General features: G+C 73.1%; 14 protein-coding genes. 9 read left to right on the top strand and 5 right to left on the bottom strand.

From position 1 onward, the window contains the following. Positions 1–38: 38 nt before the first annotated feature. Positions 39–740 carry an MFS transporter gene (locus AB0L21_RS26955; protein WP_365787018.1) on the bottom strand — a complete coding sequence of 234 codons (702 nt, stop codon included), beginning with the start codon at positions 738–740 and terminating at the stop codon, positions 39–41. A 201-nt stretch (positions 741–941) separates the two neighbouring features. On the opposite strand from AB0L21_RS26955, the gene AB0L21_RS26960 reads away from it, so the two are divergent. Both AB0L21_RS26960 and AB0L21_RS26965 read left to right on the top strand, forming a co-directional pair. Continuing rightward, positions 942–1217 carry a DUF5133 domain-containing protein gene (locus AB0L21_RS26960; protein WP_365706611.1) on the top strand — a complete coding sequence of 92 codons (276 nt, stop codon included), beginning with the start codon at positions 942–944 and terminating at the stop codon, positions 1215–1217. A 165-nt stretch (positions 1218–1382) separates the two neighbouring features. Continuing rightward, positions 1383–2300 carry an SGNH/GDSL hydrolase family protein gene (locus AB0L21_RS26965; RefSeq protein ID WP_365786933.1) on the top strand — a complete coding sequence of 306 codons (918 nt, stop codon included), beginning with the start codon at positions 1383–1385 and terminating at the stop codon, positions 2298–2300. Between the two features lie 52 nt (positions 2301–2352). Here the strand turns inward: AB0L21_RS26965 and pgm are convergent, their stop codons facing one another. The 3 genes from pgm to AB0L21_RS26980 all read right to left on the bottom strand — a co-directional run bounded on the left by pgm (position 2353) and on the right by AB0L21_RS26980 (position 6775). Continuing rightward, positions 2353–3993, bottom strand: coding sequence for a phosphoglucomutase (alpha-D-glucose-1,6-bisphosphate-dependent) (pgm, locus tag AB0L21_RS26970; RefSeq protein WP_365706615.1), 1641 nt, complete (start codon positions 3991–3993; stop codon positions 2353–2355). 229 nt (positions 3994–4222) lie between these two features. Then, positions 4223–5080 (bottom strand): chitosanase, encoded by an 858-nt coding sequence (locus tag AB0L21_RS26975; protein ID WP_365786935.1) that lies wholly within the window; start codon positions 5078–5080, stop codon positions 4223–4225. 144 nt (positions 5081–5224) lie between these two features. Next, on the bottom strand, positions 5225–6775 hold the full coding sequence (locus tag AB0L21_RS26980; RefSeq protein WP_365786937.1) for an MFS transporter: 1551 nt from the start codon (positions 6773–6775) through the stop codon (positions 5225–5227). Positions 6776–6950: 175 nt separating this feature from the next. Here AB0L21_RS26980 and mgrA point away from each other — a divergent pair, with 175 nt between their 5' ends. The 7 genes from mgrA to AB0L21_RS27015 all read left to right on the top strand — a co-directional run bounded on the left by mgrA (position 6951) and on the right by AB0L21_RS27015 (position 11819). Beyond that, positions 6951–7994, top strand: coding sequence for an L-glyceraldehyde 3-phosphate reductase (gene mgrA, locus AB0L21_RS26985; RefSeq protein ID WP_365706621.1), 1044 nt, complete (start codon positions 6951–6953; stop codon positions 7992–7994). 190 nt (positions 7995–8184) lie between these two features. Continuing rightward, positions 8185–8367 (top strand): hypothetical protein, encoded by a 183-nt coding sequence (locus AB0L21_RS26990; RefSeq protein ID WP_365786939.1) that lies wholly within the window; start codon positions 8185–8187, stop codon positions 8365–8367. A gap of 110 nt (positions 8368–8477) precedes the next feature. Next, entirely contained in the window at positions 8478–8963 is a 486-nt protein-coding gene (locus tag AB0L21_RS26995) for a TrkA C-terminal domain-containing protein (RefSeq protein ID WP_365706625.1), read from the top strand. Between the two features lie 5 nt (positions 8964–8968). Beyond that, a complete protein-coding gene (locus AB0L21_RS27000; RefSeq protein ID WP_365786941.1) occupies positions 8969–10216 on the top strand; it encodes a cation:proton antiporter in 1248 nt (415 codons plus the stop codon). A gap of 34 nt (positions 10217–10250) precedes the next feature. Next, positions 10251–10871, top strand: a complete 621-nt coding sequence (locus AB0L21_RS27005; RefSeq protein ID WP_365706629.1) for a DedA family protein — start codon at positions 10251–10253, stop codon at positions 10869–10871. A gap of 81 nt (positions 10872–10952) precedes the next feature. Continuing rightward, complete coding sequence (locus tag AB0L21_RS27010) at positions 10953–11126, top strand: CsbD family protein (RefSeq protein ID WP_365706631.1); 174 nt, start codon at positions 10953–10955, stop codon at positions 11124–11126. Between the two features lie 249 nt (positions 11127–11375). Then, positions 11376–11819: an ATP-binding protein gene (locus AB0L21_RS27015; protein WP_365706634.1), complete on the top strand. Its 444-nt coding sequence runs from the start codon at positions 11376–11378 to the stop codon at positions 11817–11819. Between the two features lie 18 nt (positions 11820–11837). Here AB0L21_RS27015 and AB0L21_RS27020 read toward each other — a convergent pair whose 3' ends face one another. After that, a complete protein-coding gene (locus AB0L21_RS27020; protein WP_365706710.1) occupies positions 11838–14216 on the bottom strand; it encodes a SpoIIE family protein phosphatase in 2379 nt (792 codons plus the stop codon). Positions 14217–14252 lie beyond the last annotated feature (36 nt).

The following is a 14252-nucleotide window of genomic DNA, read 5'->3' on the forward strand; positions in this document are numbered from 1 at the left end:
GTGCAGATTTCGCAATCCACACCGAACCCAGAAGGCCCTCACCTGTTCAAGCACCCAGCACGCGTGTCACCAACGTCCCGGGACAGCACACCTAGAGCGAAGGCGGTGAGCACCTGCGGGGCGCTCCAGCCGGTGCCGCGCGCCGCCGTCGTCCCCCAGACGGGCGCGGTCAGCGCGGAGGTCACGGCGGCCGTGCCCAGGAGGTCGAACCGGCCCGGGGTGCCGCCGGGGACGCGGGGCACGAGGACCGTCACGCCTCCGGCGACCAGGGCGGTGCCGAGCGCCACCGTGTGGAAGGGCCAGGCCCAGCCGAGCAGTTGGGCCAGCAGCCCGCCGAGCAGCACTCCGGCCGCCGCGCCCGCGCCGGACACCGCTCCCCACACCCCCACCGGTCCGGGCGGGAAGACGTCCAGCACCAGTGCCAGGGCAGCGGGTGCCACCACGGCGGCGCCGGCGCCCTGCACGGCGCGGGCGGCGATGAGCGGTCCGGCGGAGGGGGCCAGTCCGGCCACCAGGGACGCGGCGCCGAAGACGGTGAGCCCCGCGAGCAGGGTCCGGCGGCGCCCGGGCAGGTCGGCTGCCCGTCCGCCGGCGAGCAACAGGGCTCCGAAGGCGAGGCCGTAGGCGTTCACGACCCAGGGGGCCGCGCCGTCCGAGAGCCCCACGCCGGACTGGATGCGCGGCAGGGCGACGTTGACGACGGAGGTGGCGAGCACGACGGCGAACTGGGCGGCGGCCAGGGCCGCGAGGGCGGCGCGCCGGGCGGACGGGGCGGGTGCCGGACAGCGACTTCACGACGGTCTCCTGAACAGAAGTCCTGGACCTGCTCCCCACTCATACTTCCGGCCGCCAAGGGACACCAAGGGGGGAATGCACGGCTGATGCCCGGGTATTCGCGCTCCGACTTCGTACATCGGCGACCCATCCGGGAGGCGGATCGCATGCTCATGGCACACCCCGCGGTACTGCAGGACCTCATCGCCCAGTACGAGGCCCTCACCCTGCTCGGGGCCGAGGAGAGCACACCAGAGGCCCGGCAGCGGCTCGCGGACATCTCCTACACGCTGTGCGTGGCCACCGGCACCCGGGACGTCGACATGGCCCTCATCGCCGCCCGCCACCGCCTCTCCGGCGCCCGCCCCGAGGACGACTCCCTGCTCCAGACGACCTCCGCGCTCCAGCCGTCCGTTCCGGCGGAGCAGGTGTCCGGGGTCTGAACCGGCCCCTCCCCCGGGGCTGTTGCCCGCCCCTCCCCCGGAACTCGTCGCGTCCCGCTTCTGGTCGGCGAGACCTACCGGACGGTATACAGGCCCGGTCGAACGCGCGAGGGCGGCTCTCCGGTGCCGCCGCCGCGCGCCGCAGCGGGCTCAGGGGGAGGACTCATGGCGAACGGCACGCATCCGGCGGGCGGGGCGAGAGGCCGGCGGCGCAGCGCCGTGCTCGGAGCGGCGCTGGGCGGCTGCGCCCTCGTCGTCGCCGGCACGGCACCGGCCGCGGCGCACCCCGGCGGACCCGGCCGCGCGACCACGTACGTGGCGCTCGGCGACTCCTACACCTCGGGCCCCGGCATCCCCCGGCAGGTGGACGCCGACTGCGCGCGCTCGGACCACAACTACCCCTCGCTCGTGGCCGCCCGGCGGCAGGTGGCCGCGTTCACGGACGTGAGCTGCGGCGGGGCGACGACCGCCGAGATGTGGCAGGCGCAGGGCACCAACCCGCCGCAGCTCGACGCCCTGGACCGGCACACGGACCTGGTGACGCTGCAGATCGGCGGCAACGACGTCGGCTTCGGCTCCATCATCGGCACCTGCGCCCGCCTGGCCGCCCAGGACCCGGCGGGCAACCCCTGCGAGCGCTCCTACACGGCTCCGGGATACGACCGGTTGGCCCTCGCCATCGCGCGGACCGCGCCGAAGGTCGACCGGGTGCTGCGGGCCGTGCACGCCCGGGCGCCGCACGCCCGGGTGGTCGTCGTCGGCTACCCGGACCTCCTGCCCGACGACGGCAGCGGCTGCTTCCCGCAGGTCCCCTTCGCCCAGAAGGACTTCGCCTACCTGCGCGACACCGAGAAGCGGCTGAACCTGATGCTGCGGCTGGTGGCCGGCGTGAACCGGGCCGAGTACGCGGACACCTACGGCCCCACGGTCGGCCACGACATGTGCAAGGCGCCGGCGGACCGCTGGATCGAGCCGCTGCAACCGGCCTCCCCCGCCGCCCCGGCACACCCCAACGCCAAGGGCGAGGCCGCCATGGCGCAGGCCGTGCTGGACCGCCTGGATAGGGGACGCGGAGGGAACTGAGCCGGGGGCGGCGGGGCGGCCACCCGGGCCGGGAGGCCGCGCCGCCGCCCGCTCAGCCGCCGAGCGCTCCGAGCACCACGGCCTGGGCCTCCTCCTGCACGCGGGCGAGGTGGTCGGCGCCGAGGAAGGACTCGGCGTACACCTTGTAGACGTCCTCGGTGCCCGAGGGCCGGGCGGCGAACCAGGCGTTCTCGGTGGTGACCTTGATGCCTCCGATCGCGGCACCGTTGCCGGGCGCCTCGGTGAGCACGGCCGTGACCGCCTCCCCGGCCAGCGTGTCCGCGGTGACCTGCGCCGGCGACAACTTGCCGAGCAGCGCCTTCTGTTCACGGGTCGCGGGGGCGTCGATGCGGGCGTAGGCGGGTGCGCCGAAGCGGGCGGTCAGGTCGGCGTAGTGCTGCGAGGGGGTCTTGTCGGTGACGGCCGTGATCTCGGAGGCGAGCAGGGCGAGGATGATGCCGTCCTTGTCGGTGGTCCACACCGAGCCGTCCCGGCGCAGGAAGGACGCGCCGGCCGACTCCTCGCCGCCGAACCCGAGGTCGCCGCCGACCAGTCCGTCCACGAACCACTTGAAGCCGACCGGTACCTCGACGAGCCGGCGGCCGAGGTCCCCGGCGACCCGGTCGATCATGGTGGAGGAGACGAGGGTCTTGCCGATGCCCGCGGCGGCCGGCCACTGGTCGCGGTGCCGGTACAGGTAGGAGATGGCGACGGCGAGGTAGTGGTTGGGGTTCATCAGGCCGGCGTCCGGGGTGACGATGCCGTGCCGGTCGGCGTCGGCGTCGTTGCCGGTGGCGATGCGGAAGCGGTCGCGCTGCTCGATGAGGGAGGCCATGGCGTACGGCGAGGAGCAGTCCATGCGGATCCGGCCGTCCCAGTCCAGCGTCATGAACCGCCAGGTGGGGTCGGTGTGCGGGTTGACCACCGTCAGGTCGATGCCGTGCTGCTCGGCGATCCGGCCCCAGTAGGCGACGGAGGCGCCGCCGAGCGGGTCGGCGCCGATGCGCACGCCGGACGCGCGGACGGCGTCCAGGTCCAGGACGCTGGGCAGGTCGGTGACGTACGTGCCGAGGAAGTCGTACCGCCGGGTGGTGTCCGCGGCGAGCGCGCGGGCGTACGGCAGCCGGCGTACGTCCTTCAGTCCTCCGGTGATGATCTGGTTGGCGCGGTCCTGGATCCAGGAGGTGGCGTCGGAGGCCGCGGGTCCCCCGCTCGGCGGGTTGTACTTGAAGCCGCCGTCGGCGGGCGGGTTGTGCGACGGGGTGACGACCACGCCGTCGGCGAGGCCCGTCGTGCGGCCCCGGTTGTACGTCAGGATGGCGTGCGAGACGGCGGGCGTGGGCGTGTAGCCGTCCGCGCTGTCGATGAGGACGGTCACCTCGTTGGCGGCGAACACCTCCAGCGCGGTGGCCTTGGCCGGCTCGGACAGGGCGTGGGTGTCGGCGCCCAGGAAGAGCGGCCCGTCGGTGCCCTGGGCGGCCCGGTAGTCGCAGATGGCCTGGCTGGTGGCGGCGATGTGGTCCTCGTTGAAGGCGCTCGCCAGGGACGAGCCGCGGTGGCCCGAGGTGCCGAACGCCACCCGCTGTCCCGGGTCGGCCGGGTCGGGGTGCAGCGTGTAGTACGCCGTGACCAGCCGGGCCACGTCGACAAGGTCCTCGGGACCGGCCGGCCGGCCGGCGCGCTCGTGCGCCATGAGTCCGTTCCTCCTCGGTGGGGTCGTTCGCTCACCGCCCATCTTTCCTCGCCGGGGGCGTGCCGTGCGAGTGCGCCCCACCAGCCGGGACACCTGGCCCACCGGGCCTGCGATCCGGTCCTGCGGTGATCGCCGCGGCACCGCGAAGACGGCGCGGCAGGCCGCCGGACCGCGCTCCCCGGTGCCGGGGTCCGCGTCCGCCTGCCTGCCGCGCGCCTGCTGGCGGAGGTCAGCCGATGTGGTAGCTGTCCCCGTAGACCTTCCAGTCGAGCGGGGTGTTCAGGTCGAGGTTGCCCTTGCGCAGGAAGACCCGCTGCGCGGTGTCGACGCGGCTGGTGTCGCTGTGCGCCTCCTCCTGCTTCATGGCCCACACCCGGGCGTCCAGGAAGGCGTTGAGGTACGTCGTCTCGTCGCCGCCCTGGGCCGGCGGCTTGGCGCTGCGCAGGGCGCGCTTGCGGATGTTGCGGAAGCTGGTCGGGTCGTCGCCGTCGCCGTGCATGACGATGGCGTCGTAGTAGATGAACTGGCCGAGCGCGCGCAGCCCGTCCGTCTTGCCCTGGGCGACGGCGGGGTTGAAGTAGACGCGGTCGCGCTCGTCGTTCTGGGCCTGCTGGAACGCGGTGTCCTGGGCCGCCTTGCGCCAGTCCCTGGGGTAGTTGGGGTCCAGGCCCTCGTGCGAGTCGGTGCCGTTGACCTTCCGCAGGGCGGGCAGGTACTTGGCCAGGACGTTGCCGGGCTTGCGGTCGGCGTAGAGCTGCACGAGGTCGAGCATGTCGCCGGTGCCGGAGCAGAATCCGATGATGCCGGCCGTGTAGCCGCGGCCGTCGCCGATGTCCTCGATGTACTTGTACTGGGCCTTCCAGTCGAGCGAGGAGTTCTCCGCGCTCGACACCAGCTTCATGGCGATCTCCTTCTTCGCCGGGTCGTCAAGCCCCGGCGCGGCGGCCGAGGCCGTACCCGCGCGGGAGACTCCGAGCAGGGCGCCCGAGGCGACGGCGCCGAGTGCGGCGACGACGGTCCGGCGGGAGAGACGGGAGAGGCGGGCGGGGCTCGCGGGGGCTGCCGCTTCGCGGTCTGCGTACACCACAGGGGCTCCAAGTGGGAGTGGGGGGTGGGACGTCGGTCCGTACCGGATACTGGTAGGAAAGTTTCCTATCAAACGTGATGGGGGCCGGTAACCCGGCAGGCGACAAGTTCGTAGGATCGGACAAACCCCCGGCGCGGCCGTGGCTCAGCCGCGCCGCGCCCGCTCCCGCTCCCGCTCCCGCGTGAGGGCGTACAACTCCTCGGACGTGCTGATGAGTTCGCGCCTCTCCTCCCGCGATCCGACCATCGGCTGCGAGCCCTTGAGCGGGACCTGGGCGCTCTCGGGCAGGAACCGGACGGTGAGCAGGCCGATCGCGCCGGCCAGCATCAGATAGTAGGCGGGCATGAGGTCGTCGCCCGTGACGTCGACCAGCGCCGCGGTGACCAGCGGGGTGGTGCCGCCGAACGCGGCGACGGCGATGTTGAAGCCGATGCCCATGGCCGCGTAGCGGACGGCGGTCGGGAACAGGGCGGGCAGGGTGGCCGCGCTGGGGGCGGCGAAACAGGCCAGCAGCGTGGCCAGGAGCAGCACCCCGAGGATCGGCGGCCAAGTGCCGTGCGCCTTGATCAGCAGGAAGGCGGGAACGGCGAGCACGATCATCGCGGCCGCGGCGACGGCGTAGAGGGGCCGCCGGCCGACCCGGTCGCTGAGCCGGCCGAGGAAGGTGATCAGGACGACGATCCACACCATCCCGACGAGGACCAGGAGGTCCGCGGAACCGCTGGAGCGGTGCAGGGTCTCGGTCTGATAGGCCGGCAGATAGCCGGTGACCATGTAGTTGGTGACGTTGTAGAGCAGCACCAGCCCCATGCAGACGAGCAACGGCTGCCAGTGGTGGCGGACGATGTCCTTGAACTCGCTGCCCGCCGACTCCTGCGCCAGGGCCTTCTCGTGTTCGTCGAGCTGCTGCTGGAAGGCCGGGGACTCCTCCAGCTTCAGCCGCATGTAGAGGCCGATCACACCGAGCGGCCCGGCGATCAGGAACGGCACGCGCCAGCCCCAGGAGAGCATCTGATCGTCCGTCAGGGCCAGGTTGAGCAGGGTCACCAGGGCCGAGCCGAGGGCGTAGCCGGTGAAGGTGCCGAAGTCGAGCCAGCTGGAGAGGTAGCCGCGCCGGCGGTCCGGGGAGTACTCGGCGACGAAGGTGGTGGCTCCGCCGTACTCGCCGCCGGTGGAGAAGCCCTGGACCATGCGGGCCAGCAGGAGCAGCACGGGCGCGGCGATGCCGAGGGTGGCGTAGCCGGGGATCAGACCGATGGCGAAGGTACCGGCCGCCATCATGATCATGGTGGTGGCGAGCACCTTCTGCCGGCCGATCCGGTCACCGAGCGGTCCGAAGACCAGCCCGCCGAGGGGCCGTACGACGAAGGCGGCGGCGAAGGTCGCGAACGAGGAGATGACCTGGGCGGCCGGGGAGGCTCCGGGGAAGAACACCTTGCCGATGGTGGCGGCGAGGTAGCTGTAGACACCGAAGTCGAACCACTCCATGCAGTTGCCGAGCGTGGAGGCGCCGACGGCGCGCCGGAGCAGCGGGGGCTCGACGACCTGGACGTCGTCCGGGCGGAAGGCGCCCCGGTTGCGGCGCAGCCTGCGGGTCAGCTCCTCCCGGACCTGACGCGGCAGCCGGGCCACCGCCCCCGGTACCCGCCGCCTGTCCCGGTCCTGCCGTTCCCCACCGGACCGCGCACCGCTCATGAGCGCCTCCTTCGTCTCGCTCCGTTGATCACCGCCTGCCCCTCGGGCCGATTCAGAAACGGAACCGCTAAATCCCATCCGCGACGGCGGTTGGACTTGCGCGGAGCCGCGGAGCAGGGTGGACGGGCCCGCGCACACGCGGGGCACCCCTACGGCCTCACCCGGAGAAGACCCGATGACGTACGTCGCGGACCCCGCTCGCTACGACGGCACCATGCGCTACCGGCGCACCGGCCGTTCCGGACTGGACCTGCCGGTCCTGTCCCTGGGCTACTGGCACAACTTCGGCGACGACCGCCCGTTCGAGTCCCAGCGCGAGATCGCGCTGCGCGCCTTCGACCTCGGGATCACCCACCACGACCTCGCCAACAACTACGGCCCGCCCTACGGCGCGGCGGAGTCGAACTTCGGACGCCTGCTGAAGCGTGACCTGGCGCCCTACCGCGACGAGCTGGTGATCTCCACCAAGGCCGGCTGGGACATGTGGCCCGGCCCCTACGGGCAGGGCGGCGGCTCCCGCAAGTACCTGCTGGCCTCGCTGGACCAGTCGCTCGGGCGGACGGGCCTCGACTACGTCGACATCTTCTACTCCCACCGGCTGGACGCGAGCACGCCGCTGGAGGAGACCATGGGCGCGCTCGACACCGCCGTCCGCCAGGGCAAGGCCCTGTACGTCGGCATCTCCTCCTACGACGCCGAGCGCACCCGGCAGGCCGCCGCGATCCTGCGCGACCTCGGCACCCCGCTGCTGATCCACCAGCCGTCGTACAGCATGCTCAACCGCTGGATCGAGACCGACGGCCTGCTGGACACGGCCCAGGAGGAGGGCTTCGGCGTCATCGGCTTCACGGCGCTCGCCCAGGGCCTGCTCACCGGCCGCTACCTGGACGGCGTCCCGGCGGACTCGCGGGCCGCGCGGGGCACGTCCCTGGACGCCTCCTGGCTGACGGACGACCTGCGGGGCCGGCTGCGCGCCCTGAACGGCATCGCGGCCCGGCGCGGGCAGACCCTGGCCCAGCTGGCGCTGGCCTGGGCGCTCCGGGACGAGCGGGTGACCTCCCTCGTCATCGGCGCCTCGCGGGTCGAGCAGCTGGAGCAGAACGTCGCCGCGCTGCGGAACCTGTCCTTCAGCGACGAGGAGCTGGCCGAGATCGACCGGTACGCGACCGACGGCGGCGTGGACCTGTGGCGCGACGCCCGGCTGGGGAACCTCGGCTGAGGCGCCGGGGCGGGTTCCCGGTCCGGGCCGTCCCATGAGATCGCGCGGTGGCACTCCATGACATCGCGGTGGCACCCCATGACATTCATCACTGACATAGGGGAATAAGTAGGACATAATGGACGTCGTTCCGCTCGCGTGTCCTGTCCCAGCGCACCACGCCCCGCGACCGCAAGGAGCCGCTCACCGTATGGCGCACGGAGCCCACCGCAGCCCCTTTCCGTCTCCCCACCCCGATGTGATCCTCGCCCGCGACTGCGAGCAGTGCCTCGGCTGGGGAACCGTCGTCACCCGTGACGGAGACCACGAGCTGTGCCACTTGTGCCAGCCGGACCCCGCCGGCGACCAGGGCGGCTCGGCCTCCGGTTCCTGACACCCCGCCCCCTCCCCCACCCCCTGCGCCTCACCCGGACGATCACACTCCGGGGTAGGGTTCGGATAAAAGTTTCACCAAGAAACGTTCAAGCCGGGCAGGGGGGCACCATGAGCGCCGCACGCACCAGCAGGACACCGTTGCCGGGAATCGGCGTCCGGTACGACCTGACGACACGCGAACACCGCCAGCTGTCGGTGGTGGCCCACCGGGACGGTTCGCGCACCCTCAGCGCCTACCGGCGCGACGATCCGGACGCCTGCGCCCTGTCGGTCCACCTCACCGGCCAGGAGGCGGAGGCGCTGGTCGACGTCCTCAAGCCGACCCACCACAGCCCCACCCTGCTCTCCACCACGGAGCTGGGCCTGGTGGCCGAGCGCATCGAGCTGTCCGGGACCTCCCACTGGAACGGACGGCTGCTCGGCGAGACCCGGATGCGCACCGAGACCGGCGTGTCGATCGTGGCCGTCCTGCGCCGCGCCGAGGCGATCCCCTCCCCCGGCCCCGGGTTCCGGCTGGCCGGCGGGGACACGCTGATCGTCATCGGCACCCGCGAGGGCGTCGACGCCGCCGCCGCGATACTCGGGCGGGAGTGATCCGGATGCACTCCTCCGCGGTCTTCCTGATCGAGTTCGGCGCGATCATCCTGGGCCTCGGGCTGCTGGGCCGCCTCGCAGCCCGCCTGCGGTTCTCGCCCATCCCGCTGTATCTGCTGGCCGGACTGGCCTTCGGCGAGGGCGGTCTGCTGCCGCTCGGCACCAGCGAGGAGTTCGTCGCGATCGGCGCCGAGATCGGCGTGGTCCTGCTGCTGCTCATGCTGGGGCTCGAATACACGGCCGGCGATCTGGTCTCCAACCTGAAGACCCAGTACCCGGCCGGGATCGTCGACGCCACCCTCAACGCCCTGCCCGGCGCCGCCATGGCCCTGCTGCTGGGCTGGGGCCCGATCGCCGCCGTCGTCCTGGCCGGCATCACCTGGATCTCCTCCTCCGGCGTCATCGCCAAGGTCCTCGGCGACCTCGGCCGGATCGGCAACCGGGAGACACCGGTGGTCCTCAGCATCCTGGTGCTGGAGGACCTGTCCATGGCGGTCTACCTGCCCGTGGTCACGGCCCTGCTGGCGGGGACCGGTTTCGCCGCCGGCAGCGTCACGCTGGCCATCGCGCTCGGCGTGGCGGGCCTGGTGCTGCTGGTGGCGGTCCGCTACGGCCGGCACATCTCGCGGTTCGTCTCCACCGACGACCCCGAGAAGCTGCTGCTGGTGGTGCTCGGGCTGACGCTCGTGGTGGCCGGTGTCGCCCAGCAGCTCCAGGTCTCGGCGGCGGTCGGCGCGTTCCTGGTGGGCATCGCCCTGTCCGGGGAGGTCGCCGAGGGTGCCCACAACCTCCTCGCCCCGCTGCGGGACCTGTTCGCGGCGGTGTTCTTCGTCTTCTTCGGACTGCACACCGATCCGGCGAGCATCCCGCCGGTGCTGCTGCCCGCCCTGGCCCTGACCGTCGTCACCACCCTCACCAAGGTCGCCACCGGCTACTGGGCGGCCCGCCGGGCGGGCATCTCGGCCCGGGGCCGGTGGCGGGCCGGCGGCACCCTGGTCGCCCGCGGCGAGTTCTCCATCGTCATCGCGGGGCTCGCCGTCACCTCCGGCATCGACTCCGACCTCGGCCCGCTGGCCACCGCCTATGTGCTGCTCCTGGTCGTGCTCGGCCCGCTGACCGCCCGGTACACCGAGCCGCTCGCCCGGCGCCTCACCGGCCACCGGGACCGGCGAACGGCACCGGAGGCCGAGGCCGGCCCGGACACCATCGCGCAGGACCAGCAGGACCAGCAGGCCTCGGTCAGCCGGCACTGATCGCCGCACGGCCGCACCGACGTACCGTGGAGGCATGTCGCCTCCCCTTCCGGGACCACTGGCCCACCTGGAGCCGCTGCTCGGCCACTACGGCTACTGGGCCGTGGGGGCGGTGGTCCTCGTGGAGGACTTCGGCGTCCCCGCGCCCGGCGAGACCATTCTGCTCGCGGCGGGCGTGTACGCGGGCACGGGGCGGCTGAACGTCGTGGCCGTGGCGGTCATCGCGTTCGTCGCGGCCGTCGCCGGGGACAACCTCGGCTACCTCATCGGCCGGGTCGGCGGGCGGGCCTTCGTGCACCGGTGGGGCAGGTACGTCTTCCTGACGCCCAAGCGGTTCGAGGCCGCCGAGGCGTTCTTCACCCGGCACGGCGGGAAGATCGTGACGGTGGCCCGGTTCGTCGAGGGCCTGCGCCAGGCCAACGGCGTCATCGCGGGCACGACCGGCATGCACTGGCGCCGCTTCCTCGCCTTCAACGCCCTCGGCGCGGCCCTGTGGGTCGGCCTGTGGACCACCCTGGCCTACCTCGCGGGCAGCCACATCACCACGGTCTACGACGAGATCCGCCGCTACCAGCTCTACGTCGTCCTCGCCGTCGCCGTCGTCCTCGCGGCGTTCGTCGTACGGCACGTCGTGCGGCGGCGCCGCGAACGCTGACCCCCGCACTGGTTTGGACGACCGCACAGCGGCAAGACGGATGGCGACCAGACACCCGTCTATGTGGGGATGTGACACGTGATGGCCGGCAACCAGAAGGCGAAGGCCAAGGCGGAGCAGGCCAAGGGCAAGGTCAAGGAGGCCGCGGGCCGCGCCGTCGGCAACGAGAGCGTGGAGACCGAAGGCCGCGCGAAGGGCGCCAAGGGCGACGCCCGACAGGCCAAGGAGAAGATCAAGGACGTCTTCAAGCACTGAGAAGGACCGAAGAGCGATCCGGCCGCGGAACGGGTCCGGAGATCCCGCACGTGCGGGGTGCCCGGGCCCGTTCCGCTGTTGTGCCCGCACCGCCCGCGCCGGCCGCTCAGCAGGCGTTCGTGTGCATCCGGAGGATTCCTCGGTGACGTCCCCTTGACCGGCGGTCCAGCGGGTAACCGAGCAGGGACGGCATGACCCCCCTGTGCACAGGAAGGGCCCCTGACCCCAGAGGAAAAAGGGCAACGAGGTATGGACATCCCGCTCAGGACCCACGCGACGACGCAGGACCGCGCCGCGCCCCTGCGCTACAGCCGCAGCTGGGACACCGGCGTCTCCAGCATCGCCGAGGCGAGAGACGCCGTCGCGGCCCTGCTGGCGCGGGTGCGGCCCGCACCCGGGCGCCGCCCGCTGCAGGATGCCCAGCTCGTCGTCAGCGAACTCGTCACCAACGCGGCCAAGCACGCGCCCGGGCCGTGCGCCCTGCGTCTGGAGCTGCTGCCCGACGCCACCGCGCTGCGCATCTCCGTCACGGACACCTCCGAGGAGCCGCCGCGGCGGCGCCCTCCCGATCCCCGGCGGGTCGGCGGCCACGGTCTGCATCTCGTGGCGATGGTCTCCCGCGGCCTGGAGGTGACCTGGCTGTCCCGTGGCAAGCGGGTCACGGCGACCGTGCCGCTCGGCCCGGCCGGCTGACCGGCCGGGCCGGGAGCGTCAGGCGACCCTGATGCCGACGATGCAGGTGTCGTCGTCGGTGTCCGACCTGCTGTAGGTGAGCAGCCGGTCCAGTTGCTGGTCCAGGGTGCTGGGCGCCGCGCGCGCCGTCTCCAGCAGATGCGACAGCGACTCCTCCACCGAGCGGTCCCGGCGCTCGATCAGGCCGTCGGTGTACATCAGCAGGGTGTCCCCGGCGGCCAGCTGCAGCTCCGTCTCCTCGTAGCGCGCCTCCGGGACGGCGCCCAGCAGCAGCCCCTTGACGGGGGGCAGCGCGGTGGCGTCCGCCTCCCGTACCAGCACCGGCGGCAGATGCCCTGCCCGCGCCCAGCGCAGGGTCCGCCGCTCGCCGTCGTACAGGCCGCACACGGCGGTCGCGGTGACGGCGCCCGTCAGATGGTGGGCGACGATGTTCAGCCAGGACAGCAGCTGCGCCGGACCGGCGCCGGTCACCGCGAGACCGCGCAGCGCGTTGCGCAGGACGACCATGCTGGTCGCCGCCTCGATGCCGTGCCCGGCGACGTCGCCGACGCACAGCAGGACCAGTCCGGAGGGCAGCACCACGGCGTCGTACCAGTCGCCGCCGACCAGGTGCTCGGTCTCGGCGGGCCGGTAGCGCACCGCCACCTGGAGGCCGGGCACCCGCAGCGGGGCCTGGGCCGGGGGCATGATGGCGTGCTGGAGCTGGAGGGTGAGCCGGTTGCGCTCCACGGCCTGCTGCTCGGTGTGGGCCAGCTGGTCGCGGGTGGCGGCGAGGGCGACCTCGGTCCAGTGCTGGGCGGAGATGTCCTGGTAGGCGCCGCGGACGACGAAGAGCTGGCCGCCGGTGTCGAGGACGGGCTCGGCGACCACCCGGATGTGCCGGGTCACGCCGTCCGGGCGCAGCAGCCGGAACGCGGCGGAGGCGGGCCTGCGGTGGTGCAGCAGGGTGCGCAGGAAGCGGCCGAGGACGACGGCGTCGTCGGGGTGGGCGTGGGCCGGCAGGTCCTGCAGCGCGACCGGGGGGCTCGTGGGCGGGCGGCCGTACAGGCTGAACAGCTGGCCGTTCCAGGTGATCTCGCCGGTGAGCAGGTTCTCCTCGAAGCCGCCGATCCGGCCGAGCCGCTGCGCGTGCTGGAGCAGGCTGGCCAGGCGCGCGGTCTCGTCCTCGATGCGCCAGATCAGCAGCAGGCTGGAGCCGTGCCGGCTGATGCTGATGTCGGCGACGGCGGACAGCGGCACCTGGTCGACCAGGGCGGTCAGCCGCATCCGGCGGGCGCGGAACGGCTCGCCGGTGGCGTAGACCCGTTCCACCCGCTGGAACAGCTCGCTGTCGCCGGCGGCCATCGGGTAGGCCTCCAGCAGCAGGGCGCCGCCCACGGTGGCCCGGGGCCGGCCCGCCGGGTCCAGGAAGCGGCTGTTGACGTGCTGGATGCGGAAGTCGACCAGCCGGCCGGTGTCGTCGAGGTGCGGCACGAGGACCAGGGCCGGGTCGTGCAGCCCGTCGGCCAGGTCCATCAGCTCGACCACGTCGGGCAGCAGTCCGGGTTCCGGGCCGGTCCCGGGCGGCGGCACGAAGCTCTCCAGGGAGTGCGCGCACAGCTCGGCGAGCGCCTCCACCTGCCGGACGACGGGGCGCGGCAGCGGTTCCTCCGGCTTGGGCCAGGCGATCTCCAGGACACCGTGGATCCGGCCGCCCGCCCCGGCGGGTACGGCGATCCGGGCGCCGTCGGCGTACTCCCGGCGTCCGATCGTGGGCAGCCCGGAGCCGGTGAGCGAGGGCAGCCACTGCCCGTCGGGCTCGGTCAGGCCGCGCCGGGCCACGGTGGCCACGTCGGGCGGGACGTAGTGCCAGCGGGCCGCCTCGCCCGGCGGGAAACCGGCGCTGCCCGCGAGGGTCAGCGAGCCGTCGGAGCCGGCCGACCAGATGGCGACGGCGACCGCGCCCAGCGGGCGCAGGGCGTGGTCGAGCAGGGAGTCGGCCATCGCCTGGGTGTCGTGCGCGGCCAGGACACCGCTCTCCGCGGTGCGCAGCCGTACGGCGGCGGACTCCGGGACGGGCCCGGACGGCTCCGCGGCGACGGACAGGAACGCCTCGGTGACCTCCGCGACGCGGTCCCGGGCCGCCTGGTTGATGACGTCCACCGCGAACTCCAGCGGGGTCACCTGCGCCTGCTCGGTGAGTTCGGCGAGCTGGCGGGCGGCCTGGGCGGGGCCGCAGCCGAGGCGTTCGACGAGGATGCCCTTGGCCAGTTCGATCAGCGCCCGGCCCTCCGCCTCGGCCTGCGCCGCCCGTACCTCGCGGCGCAGCCGCTCCACGGTGGCGGCGAGCCGGCCGACCGGGGAGGTGGCGGGTACGTCGGACGACGCCGCGTCGGCGGCGGCCAGCTGTGCGGGCACGTCTACCGGCGTGCCCGGTTCGTACGCGTTCACCGG

The organism is Streptomyces sp. NPDC052721 (genome assembly GCF_040678315.1).
GTDB lineage: Bacteria > Actinomycetota > Actinomycetes > Streptomycetales > Streptomycetaceae > Streptomyces.

What these genes read in the sequence shown, in the direction of transcription:
- AB0L21_RS26960 (WP_365706611.1), top strand. Translation starts at nt 942, where the DNA reads ATGCTCATGGCACACCCCGCGGTACTGCAGGACCTCATCGCCCAGTAC.
- AB0L21_RS26965 (WP_365786933.1), top strand. Translation starts at nt 1,383, where the DNA reads ATGGCGAACGGCACGCATCCGGCGGGCGGGGCGAGAGGCCGGCGGCGC.
- pgm (WP_365706615.1), bottom strand. Translation starts at nt 3,993, where the DNA reads ATGGCGCACGAGCGCGCCGGCCGGCCGGCCGGTCCCGAGGACCTTGTC.
- AB0L21_RS26980 (WP_365786937.1), bottom strand. Translation starts at nt 6,775, where the DNA reads ATGAGCGGTGCGCGGTCCGGTGGGGAACGGCAGGACCGGGACAGGCGG.
- mgrA (WP_365706621.1), top strand. Translation starts at nt 6,951, where the DNA reads ATGACGTACGTCGCGGACCCCGCTCGCTACGACGGCACCATGCGCTAC.
- AB0L21_RS26990 (WP_365786939.1), top strand. Translation starts at nt 8,185, where the DNA reads ATGGCGCACGGAGCCCACCGCAGCCCCTTTCCGTCTCCCCACCCCGAT.
- AB0L21_RS26995 (WP_365706625.1), top strand. Translation starts at nt 8,478, where the DNA reads ATGAGCGCCGCACGCACCAGCAGGACACCGTTGCCGGGAATCGGCGTC.
- AB0L21_RS27000 (WP_365786941.1), top strand. Translation starts at nt 8,969, where the DNA reads ATGCACTCCTCCGCGGTCTTCCTGATCGAGTTCGGCGCGATCATCCTG.
- AB0L21_RS27005 (WP_365706629.1), top strand. Translation starts at nt 10,251, where the DNA reads ATGTCGCCTCCCCTTCCGGGACCACTGGCCCACCTGGAGCCGCTGCTC.
- AB0L21_RS27010 (WP_365706631.1), top strand. Translation starts at nt 10,953, where the DNA reads ATGGCCGGCAACCAGAAGGCGAAGGCCAAGGCGGAGCAGGCCAAGGGC.
- AB0L21_RS27015 (WP_365706634.1), top strand. Translation starts at nt 11,376, where the DNA reads ATGGACATCCCGCTCAGGACCCACGCGACGACGCAGGACCGCGCCGCG.